Here is a 17,855-nt window from a genome sequence, read left to right on the forward strand (position 1 = left end):
GCCCCGAATCGAGCCGAAATGTCTTCTCAGGATGTAAGCGTTCGGGTGTGGGTGCGCTGCATGGGGGCCCAATGCGAGGGGTTGTTTGCGTCAGTCCAGTGCTGGATCGTCGCGCGGCACAAGCTTCAGATAGCTGCGCAGATCCTGATAGGCGAGAGGCTTCACCATTACCCGCACGTTGTTCAGCCTTCCACCTATTTCAACCCCTTCGCGCATGCGTACCTGAGTGAATCCCTGGCGAGCCCAGAAGCGCTCCGCGCGCTGATTCCCAGCCACCACGCCGAGGCGAAACCACTGCGCGCCATTCGATCGTACCCAAGCCTCGATTCCATGAAAGATCGAGGCCGCAAGCCCGGAGCCATGGTGCTCGGTTGCAACGACGAACAGCCCGATATGCCACACCGTATGCGCCAACAAATCGGACACCAGGCTGGCAAAGGCCACCAGCTCGCCACTCGCCGGATCGCGATAACCGATCAACCACTTCTTCGTGTACGACCAACCAGCGGGTAACTCCCCGTGAATCTCGTCGTACGCCTCCTGTGCCCCAGCCGGCGCACCCTGCACTGCAAGGAAGTAGGCCGGGTTCGCCTCAAAGAACGCCTGCAATTCGCCCTCGTGGCCGGCGGTCAGCTCGAAGGGCGTGGGGCCCACTTTCGAAAGGTGAGGAAGATCTGGATCGGACATCAATTACTGATCGGCCGAGAACGTGGGACGTAGCGGGCCCCGGAGCGCAGAGGAGGGAGCAAGACTGCGCAGCAATTTTGCGTCCCGCTGATGCACTTGTTTGCGCGATCACCACGCCCCACTAGGGTTGTCACCTATCTATCCTCCCTCGGAAGAAAGGAAAACGATATTTCCATGGGAGGCGCCTCCATTTGGCAAGTCTTCTCAATCGCGCGCTGCGCCGTGGTCCGAATCTCCAGCACAGAAACGCGGTCTGGTGCGCCGTCAAACCCGATGGAGAACGTGAGTTTCGGACGAGTGCCGCGGTCTGACTTTGACGCCACTCCAATCAGCGGTCGCTGGTTCGTTAGCCCTTCAAGCGCATGTGCCACCACAGTTTGCGTCTTGTCCGAGAATTGGCACCCGACGACTTGATCGCATGCCGACAACAGCGGGATTAATAGAAATAGGTGTAAGTGCAAGCTCTTCATTCTTGGGCGGCAACGTTGAAAGTAGCCGGCACTGGAGCGCCGTCATAGCGGATCAAACTGCGCAGCAGTTTGGTGTCCTGCTGACTGCAAAATTATGTGGCATCTCCGCGGGACCTGTTTTGCCCTACTTCTCTCGATTGGAACGGGTAAGGAACCCTGCCACGAGAAGCGCTGTGCCGCCGCAAAGCAGCCCTAGCTTAAGCATGTCAGGACTATCGACAGGTACGACGCGGTAATAAACATGGCCCGAGCGGTCGCTGAACCTGCTAAACAGTGCGCCGAAGAGTTCAAGTGGCATGGCGTCGTAAAACACCCCAACAACGATGAAAAGACCGCCCGAGACGATAAACCAGCGCTTCATTCTTGTTGCAACCTAACGTTGAAAGTAACGGGCACCGAGGCGCAGCCGAGGGAACCCAAACGCGCAGCGTTTGGGTGTCCCGTTGACTGACCTGTTAGCGCGTTGGTTGAGAGGGGCTTTCATGCGCAGGGGCCGTATTTGACTGCGATGAGGAAGTTGCGGCCATACTCAGCAAGCGATTGGGGTTCCGACGGGTAGAACGGAGCTGCGGCGGATTGAGCAAGCACGAACAGGCTAAGCGTTGAGAATACGTAAAGCGCTTTCCGCCACCAGCCAGCAACGCCGCACGTTGGCGCGACAACAACAATGGCTGTGAGCGACGAAAGTGCGAGCCAATACACGACGGCGTGCCATGCATAGCCGCCGCAACTGAATAGGCCAAAGAAAACCCCGCCGACCACGGACAGGCAAAGTGGCGCGACTGCAAGCCATCGAGCGATTGGGAGCGTGGTCTTCAAAGCAAGCGCTAACGTTCGAGTTCAGGGGCCGGCGGAGGGCGAAGCCCGGAGCGAACCGAGAAGCGCAGCTTCTCGGCGGTCCCCTGGAATGAGGGGTTAGCGCTCAAGTTTCGCCTCCGCAATGATCTGTGGGACCGCCTGCAAGAGACTTTCAAGTGTTTCTGGTGGCTCCCCCTCGTAGGAGATTACTGCGCCGAAGTCCCGAGCCAAGGCACAGCTAACAATCATTACGGCAGCGCAGTCCTTCATGCTGCTTCGCCAAACCAAACTCAGGCACAAATCTCGACTTGCAATTGTGTCCTTGAAGTCCTCGCTGTCGCCAATGACGTCTTCGGCCGGCTCAGAAAGAAGTTCGAAGCCGACGTCCGGTACTCCATAGAAGATGCATGGCGAGAAACCTTCGTCACTAGTGAGATCAAGGGCAGGGTCGAGTTTCAGATCGTAGCCTAGCGCATCGATTGACGCCTGTAGTGAAGCGCGGCTAGGAACGTTGGACTTCTCAAGAAATGCGTACTGCGTATTGGACATGTGAGACTCCTTGAGCGCTAACGTTGAAAGTAACCGGCACCGGAGCGCCAGCGTAGGGAACCCAAACTGCGCAGCAGTTTGGGTGTCCGGTTGACTGACCTGTTAGCCATTGCTATTTCCGGGCAAGTTCGCAGAAACCTTCGTGTTGCTCGCCATTTGTCGATGCTTTCCAGTGACCAGCACCGGTTGGTTCAACTTCGACGGTAAGTACATTCTCAACCGACGGCCGGCCAACTAATACGAGGAGATCGCCACGTTTCTCGACATGGCACGAAAACTCGGTGTTCTTGTGGGACTGAACGAATGCGCCAAGCGGGTGCGTGAGCAACGTAGGATCGGTTGGAACACCCGAGAGAATGCAGTCGGAACTCGACGGAGCACTGGCAAGTGCGTCCGGGTTGGACAGCAACAGGAAACCAACAAGTCTCCCTGGTTCAGTAAGCAGCGCAATTGCGGACATTGGTTTTGCAGTGGCTAACGTTAAGTAGACTTCAGTAAACCGTTATCCCAGGATATTCATCAATCCAAGACTGTGTCATAAGTCATGGAAGCTATTGCCGTACGGGGGAAATATGCAGCCTGTATTGACGAATATCCTGAGGTCTCGCAATGGTTGTACGTACGGATGGCCAGCAGCCGAAGTTGCTCGACCTCATGCGGGATCGGCTGCGGGTGAAGCATTACAGCATTCGCACCGAGACGGCCTATTTGGGTTGGGTCAAACGCTTCATTCTCTTTCACGGCAAGCGTCATCCGGAAGGCCTCGGCAAGGGGGAGGTTGAGGCATTTCTCACGAGTCTTGCCGTTGAGCACAACGTTGCCGCGGTGACGCAGGGGCAGGCGCTGTCGGCGATCCTGTTCTTGTATCGCGAGGTGCTGGGGCAGACCTTGCCGTGGCTCGACGAGGTGAAGCGGGCCAAGAAACCGAAACGGCTACCGTGCGTGCTGACACAGGCTGAGGTGTCGCGCCTCGTGGCAGCTGTTGATGATCCCCTGATGAACCTGATCGTGCGTTTGTTGTATGGGACCGGTATGCGTTTGATGGAGGCGGTTCGGCTGCGCGTGAAAGACGTCGACTTTTCTCGCCGTGAGATTCTGATTCGCGAGGGGAAAGGCAATAAGGATCGCGTGACGATGTTGCCTGCGGCGTTGGTGGAGGGTTTGCGGGCGCAGGTGCGTTGGCGGCGGGAAGTTCATTTGCGCGATCTGGAGCAAGGTCGCGGCGGTGTGTATTTGCCGCATGCGTTGGCGAGAAAGTACCCCGGCTCCGAAACGGCGTTCGGTTGGCAGTATGTGTTTGCAGCGGCGTCCTTGTCGGTGGATCCGCGAAGCGGTGCGGAGCGTCGGCACCATGTTGACGAGCAGATGATTCAGCGCGCGGTGAAGCGGGCGCTTTCGGCGACAAAGATTGATAAGCCGGTCACGCCGCACACGCTGCGCCATTCGTTCGCGACGCATCTGCTGGAGGCGGGGCAGGACATCCGCACGGTTCAGGAGCTGCTGGGCCATTCCGACGTTTCGACGACGATGATCTACACCCACGTCCTGAACTGCGGCGGGCTGGCCGTAACGAGCCCGCTCGACAGGCTGGGGTGACGCAGCGGCCGGCTTGAGCAAGGGAGCCGGTAGAATCACCGCCTTCCTTTGAATCACCTGAGTACCGCCATGCCTTTGCTGACCCTTGATGCTGCCTGCCTTGCCTTTGGCGATGTGGCCTTGCTCGACCATGCCGAGCTGGTGCTTGAGCCGGGCGAGCGCGTGGCGCTGATCGGGCGCAACGGCGCCGGCAAGTCCAGCCTGATGCGGACCCTGGCCGGTATGGCGAAGCTGGATGACGGCACGGTCTGGCGCCAGCCGGGCCTCAAGACCGCTTACGTGTCGCAGGAGCCGGACTTCGATCTGGACCGAGACGTGTTTGCGACGGTGGCAGACGGCGTGGGCGAAGCCGCCCGTCTGATCGCCGAATATCACGCCTGTGCGGCGCTGGTGGGGCAGGGCGATGCGGCGGCGCTGACGCGGCTGGAGGATTTGCAGCATCAGCTCGAAGCGACCAACGGCTGGACCCTGCACCACAAGGTTGAGCAAGTGATCGACCGGCTCAAGCTCGACGGCGCTGTGAAGGTCAGCGCCTTGTCTGGCGGTGGAATCAAGCGGGTGGCGCTGGCGCGGGCTCTGGCGGGTGAGCCGGATCTGTTGTTGCTCGACGAACCGACCAACCACCTCGATATCGATGCGATTGGCTGGCTGGAGGAATTGATCCGCTCCTTCCGTGGTGGCGTCGTGGTGATCACGCACGACCGCGCCTTCATGGACGCGGTGTCGACCCGCATCGTCGAGCTGGACCGCGGCAAGCTCGCAAGCTTCCCCGGTAGCTTCAGCGAATACCAGAAGCGCAAAGCAGATCTGCTCGATATCGAAGCCAAGGCGGCTGCGGATTTCGACAAGTTCCTCGCGCAGGAAGAGGTGTGGATACGTAAAGGCGTCGAGGCGCGTCGCACTCGTAACGAAGGTCGCGTGAAGCGGCTGGAGGACCTGCGCCGTCAGCGTGCGGCGCGGCGTGACCGCATGGGCAACGTGAGCCTGCAGTTGGACCGCGGCGACCAGAGCGGCCAGCTGATCGCAGAATTGCACAACGTCACCAAGCGATTTGGGGACAAGGTGGTGATCCGCGAATTCTCCACGCGCCTGATGCGTGGCGACCGCATCGGCCTGATCGGCCCGAACGGTGCGGGCAAAACGACGCTGCTCAAGCTGATCCTCGGCGATCTGGAGCCCGACGAGGGCCAGATTCGCCGTGGCACCAAGCAGCAGATCGCCTATTTTGACCAGTTCCGCACCCAGCTCGATCCCGAGATGCCGCTGCGCGATGTGATCAGCCCTGGCAGCGACTGGGTCGAGATCGGCAAGTCGCGCAAGCATGTGATTGGCTATCTGGAAGACTTCCTGTTCTCGCCGCAGCGGGCGCGCTCACCGGTGAAGTCACTCTCGGGCGGGGAGCGCAACCGCTTGTTGTTGGCGCGCCTGTTTGCGCAGCCTGCGAACATCCTGGTGCTGGACGAGCCGACCAACGATCTGGATGTCGAGACGCTTGAGCTGCTGGAACAACTTCTCGCCGAATACGACGGCACGATCTTCCTGGTCAGCCACGACCGGACCTTCCTCGACAACGTCGTGACGCAGACCATCGCCGCGGACGGCGACGGCCGCTGGGGCGAGTACGCCGGCGGTTACTACGATTGGAAGCGCGTGCGCGACGCCGCTGCCGCGGCCGAGAAGGAAGCCGCCAAGCCCGCCCCAACGGCGAAGGCGCCGGAGGCAGAGCGCAAGGCGCCCGCCCGCGGAAACAAGCTCTCGTTCAACGAGAAGCGCGAGCTTGAACAGCTGCCGGGCAAGATCGCGCAACTGGAGAACGAACAGGCCAGTTTGCAGCAACAACTGGCGGACCCCGGGATATACAAGGCGCAGCCAGAGAACGTGCCACGCTTCAATGCGCGGCTTGAGGAAATCGAGCTGGAGCTTCTGACCCTGCTGGAGCGTTGGGAGGCGCTGGAGGGCAAAGCGGGTTGATGCGGTGGTAATGCGAATCAATCGCAACGAGTTTCGTCTGGATCAAGCTTGGCGCAATGCGGCCGTGATTACATTCGGCGTCCAGGCAAACCGACGGAATTTCGACCATGATTCGCTGCGCTTCGCTCTTGCTGTGCCTCCCGATCTGCGTGCATGCAGCGCATCCGTTGATTTCGGATGACGCGGCGACGCAAGGTGAGGGTGGCTGGCAACTTGAATTGAGCGGGGATTACACCCGCGACCGCGATGCCAGCACCCGCCAGCGGGTGTCCAATGCCACGCTGACGCGCGGTGCGATCGATACGCTGGATGTTTACCTCAACGCCACATGGCTGCGCGCCGAAGCCCTTGATGACAGCGGCGGCGTACTGGCGACACAGGGCGCTGGCGACGTGAGCCTTGGCGCCAAGTGGCGCTTCTATTCTGCCGACGGCGCCTCGCTGGCGCTAAAGCCTTTCGCGACAATGCCCACGGGTGACCACAGTCGTGGCCTCGGCAACGGCTTGCCGTTTTACGGCGTGTCGGCAATCGCCACCTATGAGTACGAAGCCTGGACGCTGATTGCCAACGCAGTAGGCGCATACGCCTGCGGCGACGCCGCCAGCGTTCGGAAACGGCAATGGGCGCTGTCTGCCGGCCTTGGTCACGCGTTCAACGACGCGCTGCAGGCCGTCGGCGAAGTCGTCTACAGCTCAGGCACCGAGCCCGACGTCAATCAGGGGCCGGCCCTGCTGACGCTTGGGCTGATTTACCGTGTTGCGCCCACCTTCGACCTTGACGTCGGTTACCGGCATGGTCTGAACAAGTCTGAGGCGCATCACGGTGCGGGCGTAGGGCTGGCGTGGCGCTGGTGAGTCACCTGCACCGCTACCCGCCACCCCATCGCGGCCTTTGTCACTGGTCTTTACACCGGCGCGGTGCGGGCCTGTCGATAATTGGCTCATGACTGCTTCGCGCCATAACGCCGTGGCCCCGATGCCTGCACTGCTGGGTGCGCCACGCGCGGCGCGTGGCTGGCGCAGTGGCGCGCCCGTTGGTGATTGATTTCATGATCGCCAGCGGCCGGCAACGCACCGCGTGGGCTGCACTGATTAATGCCTTCGCCGCGCTGAACCCGGATCTGACGGTCGTTGCCAACGAGTTTCAGCAGGAAGACTGCAAACGGCAGTTTGCTGTGCGCATGGGCCGCGAGCCCGGTGATCTGGCGTTCTGGTTCGCCGGCGCCCGCCTGCGTGAAATGGTGGGCAAGGGCTTGAGCTTTCCGGTGCGGCCAGCTTAGTCCGCGATGATGCGTTCGTAGCGCGCCCGCCATTCCTCGGTGAGCGCTTCGTTGCCGATGTGTTCGTACAACTGCATGGCGCGCCAGGTCGCTTCGGGAATCATGTCGCCGTCGCGGTCCATCGCCATCTCGAAGTAGCGCACCGCTGCGTCGTCTCCGCGTTCGGCGAGGATGCGGCCGGCTGCCATTGCGGTTTCGGCGTTGCCGCGCGCGTGTTCGGCGGCCTCGCACAGCAAGGGCAGGGCTTCATTCACGCGGTCAAGCGTCAGCAGCGCCAAGGCGTAGCGGGATTTCTCCTCGACTTCGAGTCGGGCGGGGTTTGCATCGCCAAGCCGCTCCACCTCGGCTTGCGCTGCGCGCACCTTGTTGTGTCGCTCGCGCCACTGGGCCTCCACCGCGGTGAGCCACGCGGCGTCCAGATCGCTCGTGATACGGGGCAGGGCGTCACGCAGCAGCACTTGTGCCGCGCTGTGCTCCGGATGTGTCGGCACAACGGGCTTCATGCCGAGCGCATCGAGGCGGTCGCGCAGGCTGGGGTGGGTGTCGTCATAGGTGGTCAGGCGGGCCAGCGCATCCCACATCCAGGTCTTGAAGTCCTCCGAGTCGCCGGCGACACGCAATGCGGTACGCATCGCGGCATGCGGCATGAAGCCGGGCCGCGGTTGATGGTCCGCCTGTGCGTACAGCGCGGGCCAGAACTTCTCGGCCATGAAGCGGCCTTTCACGCTCGCTGCAATCAAGGCGCTTGCGGTGGTGGTTCGGCCAACGAAGCGGGCGGAAGCCTGGTCCGCTTCGTATTCCTGCTGGCGCGCGAGCACGAAGCTGTAGGCGTTGAACCAGGGGATGTACCAGCGGAAGAAGCGGGTGAAGAGTTTGTCGAACCAACCCTCTTCCTGCGCGAAAACTTCCGCCAGCCGCATCCACACCAACCGGATGCGGTAGATCCAGGCACCGGTCTTGCCGTGCGCGCCCGAGATGTGGCCGTATTCGTGCGCCATCACGGCGGCGCATTCCTTTGGCGACAGGGCTTGCAGCAACGGCAGGCCCAGCGTGAGCGTGTTGCGGTACCAGCCGAAGATGCCCAGGCGCGGCGTCTGCACGATTGATGCGTTGAACGCCTCATCGATGATGATCTCGTGGATTTCCGGCCCCGCTTGCTTGGCGCGCAGCTTGTCGACGAGCCGCCACAGGTGCGGTGCTTCCTCGCGCGAGACGCGCCGCCCGCTGGGTGGATCAAGCCGCACCCACAGCGCACGGATCACCAGAAAGGCTGCCACACCGCAGATCAGCACTAGCTTGCCGCCAATCAGTGCATGTCGCGACGCCACCAGCCCGATACCGGCGAACACCCCGCCAAGTGTGAGTGCCAGCATGCCCACGGCGTAGGCGTAGCCCAGCCCCGCCAGTGCGGTGACCTTGGCGCGGTAGCGGCCAGGTGCAATGTCGCACTCGCGCTCAAGGTGAGCGACGAGGTTGCGGAATTCGGACTCGGTCATGGGCGGCACTCGACGGCGGGGCTTCAAATTGCATTATCCGACAAAAACGCCAAAAAACCATTGGCATGAACCCGGAAGAACTGTCGCGCGGCAACATGACCTGGCTTCACGCCACGGCTAGACTGAACGCTTACCGATTCATGCCGGCCCCGGGCCGGATAGACCATGCAGCCTGCCCGTCTCTGGGACATCTCGCCGCCGGTTGCGGCCGCCAGCCCGGTTTTCCCCGGTGATACACCGTTTCAGCAGCACTGGACCTGGCAGATCGGGCCCGACAGCCCGGTCAACGTCAGCACGCTGACGCTATCGCCCCACACCGGCGCCCATGCCGACGCACCGCTGCACTACGACCCGCACGGCGCGGCGATCGGCGCGGTGCCGCTCGATGCTTACCTCGGGCCCTGCCGTGTGATTCACGCAATCGGCCGCCGCGCGCTGATCACGCCAGACCTGATAGCACCGCAACTGGTGGATACACCGCCGCGCGTGCTGGTGCGCACCCGCTTTCGCGCCGCGGTGGACGAATGGGATGCGGACTTCACTGCACTGGCGCCGGAAACCATCGACCTGCTCGCCGCGCTGGGCGTGAAGCTGGTCGGCATCGATACGCCTTCGCTCGATCCGGAGCAGTCGAAGACGCTGGATAGCCACCAGCGCGTGCGGGCTCACGGCATGGCGGTGCTCGAATGCCTCGTGCTCGATGAGGTGCCTGCCGGCGACTACGAGCTGATCGCACTGCCCCTCAAACTGACGACCGCAGATGCCAGCCCGGTGCGCGCGGTGTTGCGGGAGCTGCCGTGACCACGCGTGAAGACTGCCTCCTGCGCGACGCCGCCGACCCGCTGGCGCCCTTGCGCGACCAGTTCGAACTGCCGCCGGGCGTGATCTACCTCGACGGCAATTCGCTTGGCCCGCTGCCACGCGCCACGCCCGACCGCATTGCAGCGGTGATCCGCGGCGAGTGGGGCACGGATCTGATCAAGAGCTGGAATAGCGCTGGCTGGATCGACCTGCCGGCTGATGTTGGCGACCAGATCGCGCCGCTGGTGGGCGCAGGCGCTGGCGAGCTGATTGCCGCGGATTCGACGTCGGTGAACCTCTTCAAGGTGCTCGCCGCGGCGCTGCGCATCGTCGGCGAAGACGACCCGGCGCGCTGCGAGATCGTCTCGGAGCGCGACAACTTCCCGACCGATCTCTACATCGTGCAGGGCTTGTCGGAACTGCTTGGCGGCCGCTACACGCTGCGCCTGGTCGAATCGGCAGACGAGATTCCGGCGGCGCTGGGCCCGAAGACCGCCGTGTTGATGCTCACCCAGGTGAATTACCGCACCGGCGCGCTGCACGACATGGCGGCGCTCTCTGCCGCCGCACACGCCGCCGGTGCGCTGACCGTGTGGGATCTGGCGCATTCGGCCGGGGCGCTGCCGGTGGCCTTGAACGATGATGGCGCCGACTTCGCGATCGGCTGCGGCTACAAGTACCTCAATGGCGGGCCGGGTGCGCCGGCTTTCGTATGGGTGGCGCCGCGCCATGTGAGTCGCTTCCGCCAGCCGCTGTCGGGCTGGATGGGGCATGCGCGGCCCTTCGACTTCGTGCCCGGCTATGAGGCGGGCGAGGGCGTTGCGCGCTACCTGTGCGGTACGCCGTCCGTCCTCGCCATGAGCGCGCTCGAATGTGGCGTCGAAACGCTGCTTGCGGCGGAGCCCTACGGTGGCATGGCCGCCTTGCGCGCCAAGTCGCTCGCACTGACCGAGCTATTCATCGAGCGGGTGGAGGCGCGCTGCGCCGGCCAGGGGCTCACGCTGGTCACGCCACGCGAGGCCGCGCGCCGCGGCTCGCAGGTGAGTTTCGCATTCGATTCGGCGTGGCCGGTTTGCCAGGCGCTGATTGCGCGCGGCGTGATCGGTGACTTTCGCGCGCCGGACATCTTGCGCTTCGGCTTTGCGCCGCTCTACATCCGCTTCACCGATGTGTGGGACGCGGCCGAAGCCCTGGCGGCGGTGCTGGAAACCGGCGAGTGGCTGGAAGCCCGCTTCGCCGAACGCAGTGCGGTGACCTGAATTGGACAATCAGCGCGAACTCGAAGACAGCATCGTCACCGACCTGCGTGATCGGCTCTCGTACGGTGGCTATTTGTGCCTGGACGGCCTGCTGGCGCAGCAGAAGCCGCTCTCCGAGCCGCCGCATCACGATGAAATGCTCTTCATCGTGCAGCATCAGGTGTCGGAGCTGTGGATGAAGCTGATGATCCATGAGCTTTCCGCCGCGATTCGCCATGTGCAGCGCGATGAGCTGGGGCCGTGTTTCAAGATTCTCGCCCGTGTGAAGCAGGTGCAGATGCAGCTGTTCGAGCAGTGGGCGGTGCTCGAGACGCTGACGCCCTCCGAATACATGGAGTTCCGCGGTGTGTTGGGCAACTCGTCCGGCTTTCAGTCGCACCAGTACCGCACGATCGAATTCCTGCTCGGCAACAAGAACGCCGCGATGGTGGAGGTGTTTCGCCATGATCCGGCGCAGCAGGCGGCGCTACGCGCAACGCTTGAAGCCCCCAGCCTGTACGACGAGTTCCTGCGCCACCTCGCGCGGCGTGGCCTGCCAGTGCCGGCCGAGTGCATCGAGCGCGACTGGTCGCAGCCTTACCGCAAGGTGGACGCGCTGGTCGAGGTGTTCCGCAGCATCTACGAAAACCCGCGCGACTGCTGGGAAGCCTACGAGATGTGCGAGAAGCTCGTCGATGTGGAGGAGTACTTCCAGCTCTGGCGCTTCCGGCACATGAAGACCGTGGAGCGGGTGATCGGGTTCCGGCCCGGCACTGGTGGGTCGAGCGGTGTGGGGTTTCTGCGCCGGGCGCTTGAATTGAGTTTCTTCCCGGAGCTCTTCGCGGTTCGCACCGAGTTACGGCAGCGCTGATTCCGACGCTGGCCGCATCGGGCCCTCAGGGCGCCGGGCTCTCGTTGCCGCGAGCCGGCGCGGCCTCCGGCGACACATGCCGATCAATGATCCGGCGCAGGCTGCCGTCGTGCTTCAACGATGCAATGGCGGCGTTGAACTTGTCGTAGAGGCCGGCGCCGATCTGGGCGCGCGACAGGACCAGGTTGACCTCGATGACCGGCGCACCGACGTCGAGCCGCCGCAGGCTTGCCGCCGGATACAAGCGCGCAAGCAAACGCCAGGCGGAATCCCGCACGATTGCCGCATCGGCGCGTCCGATCGTCACCAGGCGGAGTGCGGCTTCTTCGTCGGCCGCTTCCGTGGCGCGGCCGGCGGCCCTGAGCGTCTCGATCCAGTCGTCGAAGGGCGCGCCGTAGCGATAGCCCCGCGTGATCGCCAGCGTCAATGTCGGGTCCGTCATCACCGTCGTCGCATTGATCGACGCCGGTGCCGAAGACCGCACCGCAACGAGATTGCGTTCCGTGGTGTAGGGGATGAAGCGTGCGAAGCGGTCGCGCTCCGGCGTCTGGACTGCAGACGCGCTCAGATCGAGCGAGCCGGCCTGGAGTTGCTGCCAGATGCGCACACGCGACTCGAAGCGATGCTCGAATCGGCAGCCGGTTCGGCGCGCCAGTTCGTCGATGAGATCACGGTCGATACCGCGCCATTCCGCGCCGTCGCTACCGCGGTAGTAGTAAGGGGGTATGGCATAGAAGCCGACCGATAGCGGCCGGGTGCAGGCTTGCAAAGGCTCGGCGATGGCATTGGTGGCGGCGAGACCCAGCAGCCACGGTAGTAGGCGGCCCAGGTAGCGCCGTATTGTTAAGCGGGGCTGCCCGCGTCTGTCGCCCATCCGATCAGAGCGAATCCGGGGATTCCGGCGACTCTCCGATCCGCAATACGGCGGCGTCGGCCGGCACGCCAACCCGCTGCATCACATGGCCGACATCCATGTGCAGCAGGTCACCAATCGCGCGGAAGTCGTCCGGCAGCGCCGGGTCGTCCCAACCGTTGGCGCAGTGGCGGGCGAGGTCGCAGGCCAGCAACACGGTGCGTACCCGGGGGTTGTCGGTGCGTTGCGGGTCCATCAGGGTGATCAGAAGTTCCGGCAGCGAATACTCGCGTACCAGCGCGAGTTGCAGGTCGGGAATCGCGATCCCCATCGTGGCCTTTTGCGCCGCGCTGCTGCGCATGCCCGGGTTGGCGCGCTGCAGCGCGAAGGCTTGCTGCACCAGATCTGGCGCAAAGCACCAGCAGAGGATCTCGGCGACCTCGTGCAGCAGTGCCGCCACGGTGATTTCGTCGACATCGATATCGTGGCGGTGCAAGGCCCAGTCGCGCGCGAAGTAAGCGGCGCGCTTGGCCCGCGTGATTACCTTGAGCACGCCCAGCAGGGCGCGCGGGTGGTTCGCAAGTTGATCCTCCACCGTCGGGATCTCGCCGAAACGGCGGAAGAAGGGCGTCACGCCGAGCATCATGATCGCGCGCTCGATCGTCGTGATGTCGTGATTCTGCGTGCTGCTGCGGTTGCGCTGCAGATGGATCATCAGCTTGAGTGCCATCAGCGGATCCTGCAGCACGCAGCCCGCGATCTGGCGCGCCGAGACGTTGTCTTCGTCGTCCTTCAGCGCGTTGAGCTCCTGCGCGGTGCGGCGCAGCACCGGGAATTCGACGCTGCGCAGGTACAGCACATAGCTGTTGAGTTCGGCGAATGGTTTGGTAAGCATGGTCTCCGGCCCGACTGGCGCCATAAGGCAATAACGGCACCCGAGCGGCGCGGCTTGAGGGCTCTCAAGTCTGGCGCCGAACGGGGCCCGATTGGCCCTCATGCCCAGCGTATAATCGGCCGATAACGTCAAATACGTCACGCTTCGGGCTTGCCGGGGGGCGCAGGAATGGGGACACCGATGAAGTCGTTCAAGGCCTTTGTGGTCGATCAGGACGCTGACCGCCGCGTCAGCGCGGGCTTCCGCACCCTGTCCGAGGATGCGCTCGACAAGGGCGACGTGCTGATCCGTGTCGCCTACTCCAGCATCAATTACAAGGACGCACTGGCTGCCACCGGCAAAGGCCGCATCATCCGGCGCTTCCCGTGCGTGGGCGGAATCGACTTGGCCGGCGTGGTGGAGCGCAGCGCTGCGCCGCGTTTCAAACCGGGCGACAAGGTCATCGCAACCAGTTACGACATCGGTGTGGCACACCATGGTGGTTATGCCGAATACGCTTTGGTGCCCGGCGGTTGGGTATTGCCCTTGCCTGCGGGCATGGATCTGCGCCAGGCCATGGCGCTGGGCACAGCCGGCTTCACCGCGGCGCTTGGCGTGCAGCGCATGGAAGACAACGGCCTCAAGCCCGAGAACGGTGCCGTGATTGTGACCGGTGCCACCGGCGGGGTGGGCAGCCTGGCGATCGACATGCTGGCCGGGCGGGGCTACGAGGTGGTTGCGCTGACCGGCAAGGCTGACCAGGCGGACTGGCTCAAATCGATCGGTGCGGCGCGCGTGATGCTGCGCAGTGAGCTTGACCTGGCGAACATGAAGCCGCTCGACAAAGGCCTGTGGGCCGGTGCGGTGGATAACCTCGGTGGTGATGTGCTGGCCTGGATCGCCAGCACGATGAAGCCCTGGGGTACGATCGCGAGCATCGGCCTTGCGGCCAGTACCGATCTGAACACCACGGTGATGCCCTTCATCCTGCGTGGCGCCAGCCTGCTTGGCATTGATTCCGGATACGCTCCCGCGGCGATCCGCGAACATGTGTGGGCGCGGCTGGCGACGGATCTGCGCCCGCGCCATCTCGACGCATTGACGCGCGAGGTCGCGTTTGATGCACTGCCGACTGAATTCGACCGCTTCATCGCCGGCCAGGCACACGGCCGCGTGGTGGTGCGGATTGCTTCCTGAATCGTTTCCGGACTCACCCCCGACATGAGCCAAGCCCCTGAGCAACACGCGACCCAACTGCCTCGTGTGCTGATCGTGGACGATTCGCGCATGGTGCGCGCGTCGCTGATCAAACAGATCCGTGCGAACTTCGAAGTGCGCGAGGAAGCCGACGGCGAAGCCGGCTGGCAGACGCTGCTGCTCGATCCGACAATCGAGGTGGTGATCTCCGACATCGGCATGCCGCGGCTGGACGGCTACGGCCTGCTCGAACGCATCCGCACCTCGCGGCTCGCCCGCATCCACGACCTGCCGGTGATCATCATCTCGGGCGAGGACGAGGAGGAAGCGCGCGTGCGGGCAAAGGAAGCCGGTGCGACCGACTTCATCAGCAAAGGCACGCCTACCGTTGAGTTGCTGGCGCGCCTTGAAGCCCTGGTGAAGCTGGCGCAGACCCGCCGCGACCTCGAAAAGAGCCGCGAGCAGCTGGTACGCAACTACCACGGCGACGTGTCGGTCATGGCGATCGAGATCGACCACTACGCCGATCTCTCCGCCCGCTATGGCCACCATGTGGCGCAGCTGATCCACCGCAAGATGTCCAAGCTGCTGTCGGCCAAGGTGCGCAAGGAAGACACGGTGGCGCATCTGGCCGAAGGGCAGTTTGCAATCATCTCGCCGTCGGCCGACCTTGATGCCTGCGGTGCGTTTGCGCTGCGCCTGCGTCGCGCGATCGAAACGATCGTGATGACCTACAAGGAAGAGCGCATCCGCATCAGCCTGACAATCGGTCTGGCTACCGCTGGCGGCGATGCGCACATGACGCTCGAATCGCTGATCGCGCTGGCCGTGCAGCGTGTGCAGGACGGCAAGCTGATGGGCGGCAACACCGTCGTGTCGGATTCCGGAGAGGTCACGCCAGAAAACGTCGGCCGCTTCAGCCGCCTCGCAGTCAGCGTGGACCACGCACTGACGCAACTGCGTACCGGCCAGACGGACGAAGTGCGCCGTCGGGTGCGCGAATTGGTCGGCACGATGATGCCGCTGCTCGAGTTCATCGACGCGGAGTTCCGCACCGGGATGCCGCTCGCGCTGCTGGCTGAGCGAGCGAACCTGATCAACATCGAGCGCACCGAGATCGGCAACCCGATCCGCACGCATCTCTGATCCCCGCAGGCCGCCGCGCCTGCGTCAGTGCAATGTAAGGCTGACCCCCAAGAATCCCCTGCTCAAAACAGGGGATTTTGTTTTGGTCTTCGGGGGGAGAGCATGACAAGCTACAAGGAGTTTCATCGCCGTTCGATCGACGATCGCAACGGTTTCTGGGGCGAACAGGCGAATCTGATCGACTGGCAGACGCCGCCGACGACGGTGTGCGACTTCTCGAACCCGCCGTTCGCCAAGTGGTTCGCCGGTGGGCGAACCAATCTCTGCCACAACGCGGTCGATCGTCACGCCGCGCAGCGGCCTGATGCCCCTGCGCTGATCTACATCTCGACCGAAACCGGCGTCGAGCGCACCTACAGCTTTGCCGAACTCAAGCGTGAGGTGGAGCGCGCCGCCGCGATCCTGCGTGGTTTGGGTGTCGGGCGTGGCGATCGTGTGCTGATCTACATGCCGATGATTGCCGAGGCGGCGTTTGCCATGCTGGCCTGTGCACGCATCGGCGCGATCCACTCAGTGGTGTTCGGCGGCTTCGCTGCGGGTAGCCTGGCGACACGGATCGACGATGCGCGCCCGAAGGTGATGGTGACGGCGGACGCCGGCATGCGTGGCGGCAAGGCGGTTCCTTACAAGCATCTGGTGGATGAAGCTTGCCGCCTCGCGCAGAACCCGCCCGAGCGGGTGCTGATTGTTGATCGCGGCATTGACGTTGGCTTCCCGCGAGTGGAAGGCCGCGATCTGGACTACGCCACGCTGCGCGCGCACCACCTCAATGCCGAGGTGCCGTGCGAATGGCTGGAGTCATCGGAGCCTTCGTACATCCTGTACACCTCAGGTACCACCGGGAAGCCCAAGGGCGTGCAGCGCGATACCGGCGGCTATGCGGTCGCGCTGGCGGCGTCGATGAAGTACATCTACTGCGGCAACGCTGGCGAAACGATGTTCTCGACTTCGGACATCGGCTGGGTCGTCGGCCACAGCTACATCATCTATGGCCCGTTGATCGCCGGCATGGCGACGATCATGTTCGAGGGCACGCCGATCAAGCCGGACGCCGGCGTGTGGTGGAGCATCGTCGAGAAATACAAGGTCAGCGTGATGTTCTCGGCGCCCACGGCCATCCGTGTGCTGAAGAAGCATCCGGCCGAGCTGATCCACAAGCACGATCTGTCGAGCCTGCGCAGCCTGTATCTGGCCGGAGAGCCGCTCGACCAGCCGACCCATGAATGGATCATGGGCGAGCTCAAGCGGCCGGTAATCGACCATTACTGGCAGACCGAGACGGGCTGGGCGATGTTGTCCGCGATGCCGGGCGTGGAGCAGACGCCGATCAAGTTCGGTTCGCCGAGCTTCCCGGTGTATGGCTACGACCTGCGCATCTTCCGTGAAGACGGCTCCGAGGCCGCCGCGAACGAGAAGGGCGTGGTGGGTGTCGTGCCGCCGCTGCCGCCGGGCTGCCTTTCGACCGTATGGGGCGACGACAAGCGCTTTGTCAGCACCTACTTCACGCTGTTCAAGGAGCCGCAGGTCTATTCGAGCTTCGACTGGGGTATTCGCGATGCGGATGGCTACTACTTCATCCTTGGTCGCACCGATGACGTGATCAACGTCGCCGGCCACCGACTCGGCACCCGCGAAATCGAGGAGGCGGTGCAGGGGCACAACGCCATCGCGGAAGTGGCGGTGGTGGGGGTGAATGACGCGTTGAAGGGGCAGTTGCCGATTGCCTTTGCAGTACTGAAGGACCCGAGCCGCAGTGATACGGAGGAAAAGCGCGCGGCGCTCGAGGCGGAGGTGATGAAGACGGTCGATGGCCTGCTCGGTGCGATTGCGCGACCCGGTCGGGTTCACTTCGTCAGCGGCCTGCCCAAGACCCGCTCCGGCAAGATGTTGCGCCGCTCGATCCAGGCGCTGGCCGAAGGGCGCGACCCGGGCGACCTGACGACGATCGATGATCCGACGACCTTGCAGCAGATCCGCGAGGCGCTCGGCGGCAACTGAGGCCACCGATCGAGCAAAGAAAACGGCCGGG

General features: G+C 63.5%; 16 protein-coding genes. 10 read left to right on the forward strand and 6 right to left on the reverse strand.

The genetic code is table 11. The features are described from left to right. Window positions 1–90 precede the first annotated feature (90 nt). The 3 genes from JY500_RS05555 to JY500_RS05565 form a co-directional block, all read right to left on the reverse strand. Window positions 91–687 carry a GNAT family N-acetyltransferase gene (locus tag JY500_RS05555; RefSeq protein WP_206255393.1) on the reverse strand — a complete coding sequence of 199 codons (597 nt, stop codon included), beginning with the start codon at window positions 685–687 and terminating at the stop codon, window positions 91–93. A gap of 594 nt (window positions 688–1,281) precedes the next feature. Next, a complete protein-coding gene (locus tag JY500_RS05560) occupies window positions 1,282–1,518 on the reverse strand; it encodes a hypothetical protein (RefSeq protein WP_206255395.1) in 237 nt (78 codons plus the stop codon). 554 nt (window positions 1,519–2,072) lie between these two features. Beyond that, complete coding sequence (locus tag JY500_RS05565; RefSeq protein ID WP_206255397.1) at window positions 2,073–2,504, reverse strand: hypothetical protein; 432 nt, start codon at window positions 2,502–2,504, stop codon at window positions 2,073–2,075. Window positions 2,505–3,146: 642 nt separating this feature from the next. On the opposite strand from JY500_RS05565, the gene JY500_RS05570 reads away from it, so the two are divergent. From JY500_RS05570 to JY500_RS05585, 4 genes are all read left to right on the forward strand, one after another. Then, window positions 3,147–4,100, forward strand: a complete 954-nt coding sequence (locus tag JY500_RS05570) for an integron integrase (protein ID WP_425493193.1) — start codon at window positions 3,147–3,149, stop codon at window positions 4,098–4,100. A 69-nt stretch (window positions 4,101–4,169) separates the two neighbouring features. Next, window positions 4,170–6,071 (forward strand): ATP-binding cassette domain-containing protein, encoded by a 1,902-nt coding sequence (locus JY500_RS05575; protein ID WP_206255399.1) that lies wholly within the window; start codon window positions 4,170–4,172, stop codon window positions 6,069–6,071. A 107-nt stretch (window positions 6,072–6,178) separates the two neighbouring features. Beyond that, window positions 6,179–6,925 carry a transporter gene (locus JY500_RS05580; protein ID WP_206255401.1) on the forward strand — a complete coding sequence of 249 codons (747 nt, stop codon included), beginning with the start codon at window positions 6,179–6,181 and terminating at the stop codon, window positions 6,923–6,925. Window positions 6,926–7,119: 194 nt separating this feature from the next. Continuing rightward, on the forward strand, window positions 7,120–7,350 hold the full coding sequence (locus JY500_RS05585) for a hypothetical protein (RefSeq protein WP_206255403.1): 231 nt from the start codon (window positions 7,120–7,122) through the stop codon (window positions 7,348–7,350). On the opposite strand, the gene JY500_RS05590 is transcribed toward JY500_RS05585, so the two are convergent. Continuing rightward, window positions 7,347–8,846 carry a M48 family metalloprotease gene (locus JY500_RS05590; protein WP_206255404.1) on the reverse strand — a complete coding sequence of 500 codons (1,500 nt, stop codon included), beginning with the start codon at window positions 8,844–8,846 and terminating at the stop codon, window positions 7,347–7,349. The two genes, JY500_RS05585 and JY500_RS05590, sit on opposite strands and share 4 nt — an antisense overlap. A gap of 165 nt (window positions 8,847–9,011) precedes the next feature. Here JY500_RS05590 and kynB point away from each other — a divergent pair, with 165 nt between their 5' ends. Genes kynB through kynA form a run of 3 tightly spaced genes read left to right on the forward strand, consistent with a single transcriptional unit; the run spans window position 9,012 to window position 11,756 of the window. After that, window positions 9,012–9,647 (forward strand): arylformamidase, encoded by a 636-nt coding sequence (gene kynB, locus JY500_RS05595; protein WP_172205273.1) that lies wholly within the window; start codon window positions 9,012–9,014, stop codon window positions 9,645–9,647. Then, window positions 9,644–10,906: a kynureninase gene (gene kynU / locus JY500_RS05600; RefSeq protein WP_206255406.1), complete on the forward strand. Its 1,263-nt coding sequence runs from the start codon at window positions 9,644–9,646 to the stop codon at window positions 10,904–10,906. The genes kynB and kynU overlap by 4 nt, the downstream gene beginning before the upstream one ends. A 1-nt stretch (window position 10,907) precedes the next feature. Next, window positions 10,908–11,756: a tryptophan 2,3-dioxygenase gene (gene kynA, locus JY500_RS05605; protein WP_206255408.1), complete on the forward strand. Its 849-nt coding sequence runs from the start codon at window positions 10,908–10,910 to the stop codon at window positions 11,754–11,756. Window positions 11,757–11,781: 25 nt separating this feature from the next. Here kynA and JY500_RS05610 read toward each other — a convergent pair whose 3' ends face one another. Together JY500_RS05610 and JY500_RS05615 are read right to left on the reverse strand one after the other, a co-directional pair. After that, complete coding sequence (locus tag JY500_RS05610) at window positions 11,782–12,630, reverse strand: substrate-binding periplasmic protein (RefSeq protein ID WP_206255410.1); 849 nt, start codon at window positions 12,628–12,630, stop codon at window positions 11,782–11,784. A 4-nt stretch (window positions 12,631–12,634) separates the two neighbouring features. After that, a complete protein-coding gene (locus JY500_RS05615; RefSeq protein ID WP_172205263.1) occupies window positions 12,635–13,504 on the reverse strand; it encodes an HDOD domain-containing protein in 870 nt (289 codons plus the stop codon). A 180-nt stretch (window positions 13,505–13,684) separates the two neighbouring features. Here JY500_RS05615 and JY500_RS05620 point away from each other — a divergent pair, with 180 nt between their 5' ends. The 3 genes from JY500_RS05620 (at window position 13,685) to JY500_RS05630 (ending at window position 17,824) form a co-directional block, all read left to right on the forward strand. Then, a complete protein-coding gene (locus JY500_RS05620; RefSeq protein ID WP_172205259.1) occupies window positions 13,685–14,680 on the forward strand; it encodes an oxidoreductase in 996 nt (331 codons plus the stop codon). A gap of 24 nt (window positions 14,681–14,704) precedes the next feature. After that, window positions 14,705–15,826: a response regulator gene (locus JY500_RS05625; RefSeq protein WP_172205256.1), complete on the forward strand. Its 1,122-nt coding sequence runs from the start codon at window positions 14,705–14,707 to the stop codon at window positions 15,824–15,826. Window positions 15,827–15,928: 102 nt separating this feature from the next. After that, window positions 15,929–17,824, forward strand: a complete 1,896-nt coding sequence (locus JY500_RS05630; protein WP_172205253.1) for a propionate--CoA ligase — start codon at window positions 15,929–15,931, stop codon at window positions 17,822–17,824. Window positions 17,825–17,855 lie beyond the last annotated feature (31 nt).

Source organism: Niveibacterium microcysteis (assembly GCF_017161445.1).
Taxonomy (GTDB): Bacteria; Pseudomonadota; Gammaproteobacteria; order Burkholderiales; family Rhodocyclaceae; genus Niveibacterium; species Niveibacterium microcysteis.